The organism is Micromonospora sp. NPDC051300 (assembly GCF_044455315.1).
Lineage (GTDB): Bacteria > Actinomycetota > Actinomycetes > Mycobacteriales > Micromonosporaceae > Micromonospora > Micromonospora robiginosa.
This window is the reverse complement of the sequence record NZ_JBITEP010000027.1, coordinates 51881-62945: the sequence shown is the minus strand read 5'-3', so window position 1 is coordinate 62945 and position 11065 is coordinate 51881. Positions and strand designations below refer to the sequence as shown.

The following is an 11065-nucleotide window of genomic DNA, read 5'->3' as shown; positions in this document are numbered from 1 at the left end:
GCGAGGGGGCCCGGGGGGGGCGGCCCGGGCCGGGGGGGGGGGGGGGGGGGGGTCCGCGGGGGGCCGGGGGACCGCGGGGGGGGGGGCGGCGCCCCCCCCCCCCCCCCCCCCGCGTCGCCCACTCCGCCGCGTCGCCCACTCCGCCGCGTCGCCCACTCCGCCGCGTCGCCCGCTCCGCCGCATCCGCCGGTTCGGTCACGGTGGGTGACGCCGAGGATAGAACGAAGAGGCGGAGAGCGATATGCCTGACAGTCATAATTATGCCTCTGCGGCATATCGCTCCCGCCCGGTGCCTCTGTCCGGTCCCGACACGCCCGGTGTCGAAACCGTAACTTCGGGATGGATGTCGGAGTTTGCGGTGTGTCGGCCGGCCAGGTGTTATAGCCTTTCGAACATGCGTACGAACGATGAGATGGCGCGGCTTCAGGCCGCTGTCCGTGCTCTGGGGGACGTCGACGTCTCCGCGTGGCCCGAGGCCACGCTCAAGGAACAGCTTGGTGAGCTCTCGGCCACGCTGGTCACGCTCGACGCGCTGCTCACCCGGGTCGCCGACGGGGTGCGCGGGCGCGGGCTGCGCGTCGAGGAGCCGGTCTCGGCCTGACCCGCCGGAACCGCCCCGGTGTCACCGCCGGCTGGCAGGATGTGGGCGTGCGTTTCGCGGAGCTGGCGGCCACCTCGGCCGCGGTAGGGGCCACCGGCGGCCGGCGGGCCAAGGTGGAGCTGCTGGCCGCCGCGCTGCGCGCGCTCGACCCGGGCGAGATCCCGGCCGGCGCCGGCTACCTCGCCGGTGAGCTGCGGCAGCGGCAGACCGGCGTCGGCTGGGCGGGCCTGCGTGAGCTGCCGCCACCGGCGGCCGAGCCGACCCTGACGGTGGCCGCCGTCGACGCGCGGATCGAGGAGATCTCCCGGGTCGGCGGCGCCGGCTCCCAGGCCCGGCGGCGGGAACTGGTCGGTCGGCTGTTCGCCGCCGCCACCGCCGACGAGCAGCGCCTGCTGGTCGGGCTGTTCCGCGGCGAGCTGCGGCAGGGCGCCCAGGCCGGCCTGCTGGCCGAGGCGGTGGCCCGGGCCGCCGACGTGCCGGTGACGGCCGTCCGGCGGGCCCTGCTGCTCGCCGGTGACCTGCGGACGGTGGCGGTCGCGGCGCTCACCGGCGGCGCCGCCGCGCTGGCCGGCTTCGGGCTCCAGGTGGGTCGCCCGCTCGCCCCGATGCTGGCGCAGAGCGCCCCCACGGTCGACGAGGCGCTCACCGCCACCGGCGTTCCGGCAGTGGTCGACGTCAAGCTCGACGGCATCCGCATCCAGGTGCACCGTTCCGGGGCGGACGTCGCGGTCTTCACCCGCAGCCTCGACGAGATCACCGGCCGGTTGCCCGAGGTGGTGGCCGCCGTCCGCGCGCTGCCCGCCCGTGAGCTGGTGCTCGACGGCGAGGCGATCGCGCTGGACGCGACCGGCCGCCCGTTGCCGTTCCAGCAGACGTCGAGCCACGCGGCGCGGCGCACCACGCCCAGCACCACCGGCCGCACCTCTGTCGCGCCGGCCGTGCTGGCCGCCGCCGAGCGGGTCGGCGAGCCGGTGCTCACGCCGTACTTCTTCGACCTGCTGCACCTCGACGGCGCCGATCTGATCGACCTGCCCGGGCGGGAGCGGTGGGCGACGCTGGCCCGCGCGGTGGACCCGGCGCTGCTGGTCGGCCGGGTGGAGGTGGACGACCCGGAGCGGGCCGCCGCCGCGTTCGCCGCGGCGGTCGACGCCGGGCAGGAGGGCGTGGTGGTCAAGGACCCGGCCGCGCCCTACGACGCGGGGCGACGCGGCGCTGCCTGGGTCAAGGTCAAGCCCCGGCACACGCTCGACCTGGTGGTGCTCGCGGTCGAGTGGGGCAGCGGCCGGCGTCAGGGCTGGCTGTCCAACCTGCACCTGGGCGCCCGCGACCCGAGCAGCGGCGAGTTCGTCATGCTCGGCAAGACGTTCAAGGGGCTCACCGACGAGACGTTGCGCTGGCAGACCGAGCGGTTCCTGTCGCTGGCCGTGGAGAAGGGCGACTGGGTGGTGCGGGTCCGCCCGGAGCAGGTGGTCGAGATCGCCTTCGACGGGGTGCAGACGAGCAGCCGCTACCCGGGCGGGATGGCGCTGCGGTTCGCCCGGGTGGTGCGCTACCGCGACGACAAGACCGCCGCCGAGGCGGACACGATCGACGCGGTCCGGGCGATCCACGCCGGCCGGGTCGGCGGCTGAGCGCCCGGTCCGGGGCTCAGGACGCGGCGGGGCCGGCGGCGGCCGGCTCGGCGGCCCGGTCCACCGGCACGCGCGGGCCGTCCAGGCCGGCCTGCCGGCGGGCCTCCCGGCGCGCCACCCAGCCGTAGCCGACCAGGCTCATCACCGCGAAGATCCACCACTGCCACACGTAGCCGAAGTTCTGCCAGTTGTTGGTGTGCCCGATCGGCACCGCCCGGAAGGCCGGGTCGGCGGCCGGGGTCTGCCCGTCCAGCAGCACGTAGCCGCCGGTCACCGGGTAGGGAAGCTGCTTCGCCAGGCGGGAGACGTCGATCCGCCGGGCCTCCAGCTTGCCGTCGCGGCGGGCGACCGCGCCGCCGCCGCTCTCGCTGCCGACCACCCGGCCGGTGACCGTCACCTCGCCGGTCGGCGCCGCCGGCACCGACGGCTGGACGGTCGCGCCGCCGCCCGGGACGGGCGGGATCCAGCCCCGGTCGACGAGCACCGCGCTGCCGTCGGCAAGCACCAGCGGGGTGAGCACCTCGAAGCCGACAGTGCTGTCCACGGTGCGGCCGCGGATCAGGACGTCGTTCGCGCTGTCGTAGCGACCGGTGGCGGTGACCCGGCTCCAGGTGAGCCGTTCGGCCGGGGCCGGGCCGACGCTCCCGGCGGGGCCGGTCGGCGCGGGCAGGGCGTCGCGCAGCGGCGCGGGGGTCATCGTCGCGCCGGCGTCGATCCGTTCGTTGATCGCGGTCCGGCCGTGGTAGCGGTCCAACTGCCAGTTGCCCAGGAACACCATCACCGCGGCGGCCACCAGGGTCAGCGCGAGGTAGCCGAGCCAGCGCGGGGTCAGCAGGAACCGGTACACGTTGGCAAAGGCTACCCGTATGAGCCGGGCCACTCGTGGCTGCCGGCGGAATCCCGGCGCCCGGGCGGACGCCGCGCGCGGGGTCGGACGGGTATGGTCACGCGGGCGGAAATCCCCCGGATCCAGGAGTCGATGATGACCGACGTGCCCCGCGTCGTGCTGAGCGCACCCTCCTCGGGGCACGGCACCGGTGCCCTCTCCCTCGGCCTGCTGGCGGCCCTGGCCGACCGGGACATGGCGGTGGCCGGGTTCAAGGTCGGGCCGGACCAGGTGGACGCGGCCTACCTCGGGTTGGCCGCCGGCCGGCCGGGGCGCACGCTGGATCCGCGCCTGGTCGGCCCGGAGCGGATCGCCCCGCTCTTCGCGCACGGCGCGGCCGGGGCCGGCTTCGCGCTGGTGCAGGGCACCATGGGGCTCTACGACTCGGTCGCCGGCCGGCCGGAGAGCGAGTCCACCGCCGCCGTCGCCACCGCGCTGCGCAGCCCGGTGGTGCTGGTGGTCGACGTGGCCGCGATGGGCCAGTCGGTGGCCGCGCTGGTGCACGGCTTCCGGGCGTACGACGAGCAGCTCTGGCTGGGCGGCGTGATCCTCAACCGGGTGGCCTCGCCCCGGCACGAGGCGCTGCTGCGCGAGGCGCTCGACGACGTCGGGGTGCCGGTCTACGGCGCGCTGCGCCGGCACGAGCTGCCACCGGTGCTGCCCGCTCGCCGGCACGGCGCCGCGCCGGTGGTGCGCGGCGACGCCGAGGCCGAGCGGGGCGTGCGCCGGCTGGGTGAGGCGGTGGCCGCCACCGTCGACCTGGACCGGCTGCTGACGCTGGCCCGGTCCGCGCCCGCGCTGACCGTCGAGCCGTGGTCGGCCGAGCCGGCGGACGGGCCGCCCGGCGCCGGGCAGCGGCCGGTGGTCGCGCTCGCCGGCGGCCCGGCCGGCAGCTACAGCCATCCGGAGACCGCCGAGCTGCTGCGCGCCGCCGGCGCCGAGGTGGTCACGCTCGACCCGCTGCGCGACGAGGCGCTGCCCGCCGGGGTCCGCGCGCTCGTCGTCGGCGGCGGGCTCCCGGAGACGTACGCGGATCAGCTCTCCGCCAACCGCCGGCTCTGCATCGCGGTGGCCGAGTTGGCCCGTACCGGCCGCCCGGTGGTGGCCGAGGGCGCCGGCCTGCTCTGGCTGGCCCGCGAGCTGGACGGCCTGCCGATGTGCGGGGTGCTCGACGCGGTCGGCACGGTCCGCGACGGCCTGGTGGTGGGCTACCGGGAGGCCACCTCGGTCACCGACAGCGTGGTCGTCCCGGCCGGCGTCACGGTGACCGGGCACAAGCAGCACGCGGCAGTGCTCACCCCGCGCGCCGGTGACCGGCCGGCCTGGCAGTGGGGCGGCGGCACGCCGGAGGGCTTCGTCCACCAGGGCGTGCACGCCTCGCAGCTCGTGCCGCACTGGGCCGCGCTCCCCGGGGCCGCCGACCGCCTGGTGGCCGCCGCCCGGGTGCCCGCGACGGCGTCCGCGTGATCGGTCAGGTGGCGGTCCGCCGGTTTCCGGCGCTGACCGTCTCCACCCCGCGGACGGAGGTGCGGCGGCTCGTCGCGGCGGACGCGGAGGCGGTGGACGAGGTGTTCGCCGACCGGCAGACGCAGCGCTGGCTGCCGCTGGCCGAGGCGGCCGGGCAGATCGACGGGCGGGCCTGGTGCACCGAGCTGGCCCGGCAGCGGCGGGGCAGCGGCGACGGCGACCACTGGGCGGTGGTGCGCCGCGAGGACAAGCGGGTGGTCGGCTGCCTCTGGACCCGGCGCACCGACTGGGGCGCCCGCCTCACCGAGGTGTCGTACGCGCTCGCGCCGCAGGCCCGCGGGTTCGGCCTGGCGGCGGAGGCGGTGGACGGGGTGGCCATCGCGCTGATCCTGGAGCACGGTTTCCACCGGGTGGAGCTGCGGGTGGCGCCGGGCAACGTCGCGTCCCGGCGGGTCGCCGAGAAGGCCGGCTTCAGCTACGAGGGCCTGCTGCGCAACGCCGGTTTCGTCCGGGGCGCCCGGGTCGACCTGGAGCTGTGGTCGTTCGTGGCGGCCGACCTGCGCTGACGTCGATCAGGGAGTTCGCGCCCGCGAACTCCCTGATCGACCGGCCCGGGCGCACCCCCGGGTGGATCATGGCCCGGCGCCGACGATCTGGTCCGACGGTGGGGTGAACTGGCGGGTGGGCTGCCCCTTCAGCGCGTCGCGCAGCGTCTGCGCCACCGCGTTCACCGGGATCTGCGACTGCCCGTCGCCCACCGCGTTGAACGGGTTGTCCGGGTCGGCGATGAAGCTGGCCGCGGCGAGTTCCGGGGTGTAGCCGACGAACCACGCCGACCGGGTGCTGTCGGTGGTGCCGGTCTTGCCGGCGACCGGCCGGCCGACCGTCCTGCGCACGCTGTCGGCGGTCGACCAGCCGCCGCAGGTCCCCTTGGCCGGGGTGTCGCCGGTGGGGCAGCGCGCCGCGTCGGTGGCGGCCCGGGCCGCGTCCGCGTTGACCACCTGCCGGCACCGGGGCTTCGCCACCTCCCGCTGCACCCCGCCCGGGGTGGACCAGGTGGCCGGCGTGCCGTCCCGGTTCATGATCGCGTTGACCGGGATCGCCTCGCAGTAGCGCCCGTCGGCGGCGACAGTCGCGTACGCGTTCGCCATCTCCAGCGGGGTGGCGTCGGAGACGCCGAGCGTGAACGCGCCCCACTTCTTCGCCTTGCCCGGCGACGCCTGGTCCTTGTCCACGTCGGTGCGCCAGCGCAGCCCCAACTGCTCGGCCAGGCGCACCCCGGTGTCCGCGCCGATCTTCTCCTCCAGTTGCACGAAGTAGGTGTTCACCGACTTGCCGAAGCCGGACCACATGGTCTGCCGTCCGGTCATCGCGCCGCTGGCGTTCGACGGCGCCCACCCGTCGTAGACCGCCGACTTGTACGTGTACGGCGAGTCGTACGCGGTGGAGAGCGGCATGCCGGCGTTGAGCGCGGCGAGCATCGGGAACATCTTGAACGTCGACCCGGCCTGGTAGCCGGGGAGCGTCCCGCCGCCGAGCAGCGGCGCCACCGTGTTCGGGTAGTTCGCCTTCACCTTGGGCCCGGCCTCCGGGTTGGAGCTGTTCGGGTTCTCGGCGAGGTCCAGCGAGTAGTTCCGGTTGACCGCCATCGCCTTGATCCGCCCGGTGCCGGGCTCGGCGACCACGATGCCGTTGGCGAACGGGCTGCCGGTGTTGTCCTTCGCGCCGACGTTCTTCTCGGCCGCCGCCTGGGTCTTCGGGTCGAGCGCGAGCACGATCCGGTAGCCGCCGCGGCGCAGTTTGTCCATCCGTTCCAGCCGGTTCTCGCCGAAGGCGGGCTGCGCGCTCCACCAGTTCTTCAGGTAGTCGCAGTAGAAGCCCCAGCTCCGGTGCGCGCCGTCGATCGCGGCGCAGTCGTTCGGCGGGTCGGTCAGCTTCAGCTTGATCGGCTGTCCCTTGGCCGCCGCGGCGGCGTCCGGTGACATGAAGCCGAGGCGGGACATGTTGTCGAGCACGTAGTTGCGCCGGCCGGTGGCGTCCTTCTGGTCGGAGGTGATCGGGTCGTACTCCGAGGGCGACTTCACCAGGCCGGCCAGGGTGGCCGCCTCGACGGGGCTGAGCGTGGCCGGGGTCTTGGAGAAGAAGATCTGCGACGCGGCGTAGATCCCGTACGCCCGGTGGCCGAAGTAGGCCGAGTTGAGGTAGCGCTCGAGGATCTGCTCCTTGGTCAGGTGCTTCTCGATGTCGAGCGCCATCCGCATTTCCTTGACCTTGCGCAGGCTGGTCTGCTGGGTGGCCTCCTGGACCTCCTTGGGCGTGCTGGCGCTGTCCCGCAGCGCCATCCGCACGTACTGCATGGTGAGCGTGGAGGCGCCCTGGGAGACGCCGCCGGAGCGGGCGTTGGAGACGAACGCGCGGGCCACGCCCTTCGGGTCGACGCCGTGGTGCTGGTAGAAGCGGTTGTCCTCGGCGGCGACGATCGCCTGCTGGATGTTCGGCGACATGTTCTCGATCTTGGTGTACTGCCGGTACTCCTCGTAGAACATGGTCAGCACGGTCCTGCCGTCGGGCGCGTAGACGTACGAGGTCTCGGCCGGCAGCGCGGTCTTGAGGATGTTCGTCTTCTGCTCCACGGCGTGCGCGGTGGCCTTCGCGCCGATGCCGGTGACGGCGGCCAGCGGATAGAGCGCGGCGGCGACGACGATGCCGGCGATCAGCCCGGCGCGGAGGAGGGGTACGGCACGACCAGCGGAGGCAAGCTGTCGATTGCTCACGGGGTCAAGCTATGACATTTCCGATTCGGAAATGAGAAGAATTCATAAACGGGCGAGGGTCGTGACGCGTCCCACGCCGGGATGCGCTGTCCCGGACGGCGGCTTCCCGGCAGGATCGCGGTCATGCCCGCCGCACCGACCGCCGCCGTGACCGCCGAACCCGACCTCGGGCACCACGGCGACGCCGAGGTCACGCCCGGCCTGGTCGACCTGGCGGTCAACGTGCGCCGCGCCGCCATGCCCGACTGGCTGGCCGACCCGATCACCGCCGCGCTTGGCGACCTGGCGGCCTACCCGGACCCCGCGCCCGCCCGCGCCGCCGTCGGTCACCGGCACGGGCGACCCCCGGACGAGGTACTCCTCACCGCCGGCGCCGCCGAGGGCTTCGTGCTGATCGCCCGCGCGCTGCGCGACGCCCGCCGCCCGGTGGTGGTGCACCCCCAGTTCACCGAGCCGGAGGCCGCCCTGCGCGCGGCCGGGCACCGGGTGGACCGGGTGCTGCTCGACCCGGCCGACGGCTTCCGGCTCGACCCGGCCCACGTCCCCGCCGACGCCGACCTGGTCATGATCGGCAACCCCACCAACCCGACCTCGGTGCTGCACCCGGCGGACACCGTCGCCGCGCTGGCCCGCCCCGGCCGGGTGCTGGTGGTCGACGAGGCGTTCGCCGACACCACCCTCGCCCCCGGCGTCGACGGCGAGCCCGAGTCCCTCGCCGCCCGCCGCGACCTGCCCGGCCTCCTGGTGGTCCGCAGCCTCACCAAGACCTGGGGGCTGGCCGGACTGCGGATCGGCTACCTGCTCGGCGACGCCGGGCTGCTGGCCCGCCTCGCCGCCGCCCAGCCGCTCTGGGCCGTCTCCACCCCGGCGCTCGCCGCCGCCACCGCCTGCGCCGCGCCGGCCGCGGTCGCCGCCGAGCGTGCCATCGCCGCCGAACTCGCCGCCGACCGCGACCACCTGGTGACCCGCCTGTCCGGCCTGCCCGGGGTACGCGTGGCCGGCCGGCCGGCCAGCGCCTTCGTCCTGCTCCACCGGCCCGGCGCCGCCGAGGTGCGGCAGCGGCTGCGCGAGCACGGCTGGGCGGTGCGCCGGGGCGACACGTTCCCCGGGCTCGGCCCGGACTGGCTCCGGATCGCGGTCCGCGACCGGGCCACCACCGACGCGTTCGTCGACACGCTGGCACGGATCCTGGAGGCATGATGCTGGAGTCCACCGTCGCGGCGATCCGGCCGCTCGACGAGACCGCCATGGCGGCGGCCCGCGAGCTGCAGGGTCGGCTCACCAAGCCGGCCGGCTCGCTCGGCGCCCTGGAGCCGCTCTCGGTACGCCTGGCCGGGCTGGCCGAGTCCTGCCCGCCGCCGCTGCCGGGGTCGCCGGCGGTGGCGATCTTCGCGGGCGACCACGGCGTCCACGCCCAGGGCGTCACCCCGTGGCCCCAGGAGGTCACCGCCCAGATGATCGGCAACTTCCTGGCCGGCGGCGCGGTGGTCAACGCGTTCGCCCGCCAGGCCGGCGCCTCGGTCACCGTGGTCGACGTCGGCGTCGCCACCCCGCTGTCGGTCACCCCGGCCGACCCGGCGGCCCGCGCCGCCGACCCGGTCGCCCCGCCCGTGCTCTCCGCCGACGTGGTCGCGACGCCCGCCGACCCGGACGGTCCGCGTCTGGTGGTGGCGAACGTGCGCACCGGCACCCGGGACATGACGGTCACCGCCGCCCTCACCCGGGACGAGGCGCGGGCGGCGGTGGAGACCGGCATCCGGGTCGCCGACGAGCTGATCGGCGCGGGCGCCGGCATCCTGCTCACCGGTGACATGGGCATCGGCAACACCACCCCGGCGGCGGCACTCGTCGCCGCGTTCACCGGGGTGGACGCGGCGGAGGCGACCGGCCGGGGCACCGGTGTGGACGACGGCACGTACGCCCGCAAGGTCGAGGTGGTCCGGGCCGCGCTGGCCCGGCACGCGCCCGACCCGGCGGACCCGCTGGGCGTGCTCGCGGCGGTCGGCGGGCTGGAGCACGCCGCGCTGGCCGGCCTGATCCTCGGCGCCGCCGCGCGCCGGGTGCCGGTGCTGCTCGACGGCGTGATCGCGGTCAGCGCCGCGCTGGCCGCCGCCGCGTTCGCGCCGGACGCGGTGGGCGCCATGGTCGCCGGGCACCGCAGCGCCGAGCCGGGCGCCACGGCGGCGCTGCGGCACCTCGGGCTGGACCCGCTGATCGACCTGGGACTGCGGCTCGGCGAGGGCACCGGGGCGCTGCTCGCCCTGCCGGTGGTCACCGGCGCGGTCCGGGTGCTGCACGAGGTGGCCACGTTCGACTCGGCCGGGGTGGCCGAGAAGTGAGCGAGCCGAGCCCGTACCCGCTGGGGTTGCGGCTGGCCGGGCGGCGCGTGGTCGTGGTGGGTGGGGGAGCGGTGGCGACCCGGCGGGTGCCGGCGCTGCTCGACGCCGGCGCGGACGTGCTGCTGGTGTCGCCGGAGCTGACCCCGGCGCTGCGCGCGCACGTCGACGCCGGACGGCTGCGCTGGGAGCCGCGCCGGTTCGCCGCCGACGACCTGGACGGCGCCTGGCTGGTGCAGGTGGCGGTGGACGACCGGGCGGCCGCCGCGGCGGTCAGCGCCGCCGCGGCGCAACGGCGGATCTTCTGCGTCCGGGCCGACGACCGGGCGGCGGCCAGCGCCTGGACGCCCGCGGTGACCCGCCACGGCCCGGTGACGGTGGCCGTGCTCGGCGGCGGCGACCCGCACCGCGCGATGGCCGTCCGCGACGCCGTCCGCGCCCTCCTGAGCGCAAGGAGGGGTCCCCTGTTAACGCCTTCGGTAGCGGAGGGGGCCCCGGTTAACACGTCCGGCGGGCGCGTCGCGCTGGTGGGCGCCGGGCCGGGTGACCCGGAGCTGATCACCGTGAAGGGCTGGCGGCTGCTCACCGAGGCCGAGGTGGTGGTCGCCGACCGGCTCGTCCCGGGGCTGCTCCTGGACGAGTTGCGGCCGGACGTCGAGCTGGTCGACGCGTCGAAGATCCCGTACGGGCCGTCGCGCGCCCAGGAGGAGATCAACCGGATCCTGGTGGAACGGGCCCGGGCCGGCCGGGTCGTGGTGCGGCTCAAGGGCGGCGACCCGTACGTCTTCGGGCGGGGCGGGGAGGAGCTGCTGGCCTGCGCCGAGGCGGGGGTGCCGGTGACCGTGGTGCCGGGCGTGACGAGCGCGGTCGCGGTGCCCGGGGCGGCCGGCGTGCCGGTGACGCACCGGTCGGTGGCGCACGAGTTCACGGTGGTCTCCGGGCACGTGGCGCCGGACGCGCCGGCCTCGCTGGTGCGCTGGGAGTCGCTCGCCGGCCTGCGCGGCACGCTGGTGATCCTGATGGGCCTGAAGAACCTGGCCGCGATCGCCGCCACGCTGATCGCGCACGGCAAGCCCCCGCACACCCCCGCCGCGGTGATCCAGGAGGGCACCACGGCGGCCCAGCGCACCCTGCGCGCCACCCTCGCCACGGTCGCCGCCGACGTCGAGTCCGCCGCCCTCCGCCCACCCGCGATCGTGGTGATCGGCGACGTGGTCGACGCCCTGCACCCCGCACCCCTCGTCTGACGCCGCCGATCTTGCATTTCGTGCCCCCGTGCTGCCCCGCTATGCCCCTTCTGTCGGGGCGGTAAGTGCAAGATCGGCGGGGTGAGGGCGGGACGCGTGCGGCCCGGGACCCCAGGGGGTACC

General features: G+C 75.9%; 9 protein-coding genes. 7 read left to right on the top strand and 2 right to left on the bottom strand.

All coding sequences use genetic code 11. The annotated features are described in order from the left end of the window. Positions 1–394: 394 nt before the first annotated feature. Positions 395–601 (top strand): hypothetical protein, encoded by a 207-nt coding sequence (locus tag ACIA5A_RS24730; protein WP_091571646.1) that lies wholly within the window; start codon positions 395–397, stop codon positions 599–601. A gap of 47 nt (positions 602–648) precedes the next feature. Further along, entirely contained in the window at positions 649–2232 is a 1584-nt protein-coding gene (locus ACIA5A_RS24725) for an ATP-dependent DNA ligase (protein WP_396766719.1), read from the top strand. A 16-nt stretch (positions 2233–2248) separates the two neighbouring features. Here ACIA5A_RS24725 and ACIA5A_RS24720 read toward each other — a convergent pair whose 3' ends face one another. Continuing rightward, a complete protein-coding gene (locus tag ACIA5A_RS24720) occupies positions 2249–3079 on the bottom strand; it encodes an SURF1 family protein (protein WP_396766717.1) in 831 nt (276 codons plus the stop codon). Between the two features lie 135 nt (positions 3080–3214). On the opposite strand from ACIA5A_RS24720, the gene ACIA5A_RS24715 reads away from it, so the two are divergent. Both ACIA5A_RS24715 and ACIA5A_RS24710 read left to right on the top strand, forming a co-directional pair. Beyond that, positions 3215–4585: a cobyrinate a,c-diamide synthase gene (locus ACIA5A_RS24715; protein ID WP_396766716.1), complete on the top strand. Its 1371-nt coding sequence runs from the start codon at positions 3215–3217 to the stop codon at positions 4583–4585. Continuing rightward, complete coding sequence (locus tag ACIA5A_RS24710; protein WP_396766714.1) at positions 4582–5151, top strand: GNAT family N-acetyltransferase; 570 nt, start codon at positions 4582–4584, stop codon at positions 5149–5151. Before ACIA5A_RS24715 ends, ACIA5A_RS24710 begins: the two co-directional genes overlap by 4 nt. 66 nt (positions 5152–5217) lie before the next feature. Here the strand turns inward: ACIA5A_RS24710 and ACIA5A_RS24705 are convergent, their stop codons facing one another. Continuing rightward, complete coding sequence (locus ACIA5A_RS24705; RefSeq protein WP_396766712.1) at positions 5218–7359, bottom strand: transglycosylase domain-containing protein; 2142 nt, start codon at positions 7357–7359, stop codon at positions 5218–5220. A gap of 123 nt (positions 7360–7482) precedes the next feature. Here ACIA5A_RS24705 and cobC point away from each other — a divergent pair, with 123 nt between their 5' ends. The 3 genes from cobC to cobA are packed head-to-tail and all read left to right on the top strand — an operon-like array spanning position 7483 to position 10942. After that, positions 7483–8559 carry an Rv2231c family pyridoxal phosphate-dependent protein CobC gene (gene cobC / locus ACIA5A_RS24700; protein ID WP_396766711.1) on the top strand — a complete coding sequence of 359 codons (1077 nt, stop codon included), beginning with the start codon at positions 7483–7485 and terminating at the stop codon, positions 8557–8559. Then, a complete protein-coding gene (locus ACIA5A_RS24695) occupies positions 8559–9698 on the top strand; it encodes a nicotinate-nucleotide--dimethylbenzimidazole phosphoribosyltransferase (protein WP_396766752.1) in 1140 nt (379 codons plus the stop codon). Before cobC ends, ACIA5A_RS24695 begins: the two co-directional genes overlap by 1 nt. Next, a complete protein-coding gene (gene cobA, locus ACIA5A_RS24690) occupies positions 9695–10942 on the top strand; it encodes a uroporphyrinogen-III C-methyltransferase (protein WP_396766709.1) in 1248 nt (415 codons plus the stop codon). Before ACIA5A_RS24695 ends, cobA begins: the two co-directional genes overlap by 4 nt. Positions 10943–11065: the final 123 nt, after the last annotated feature.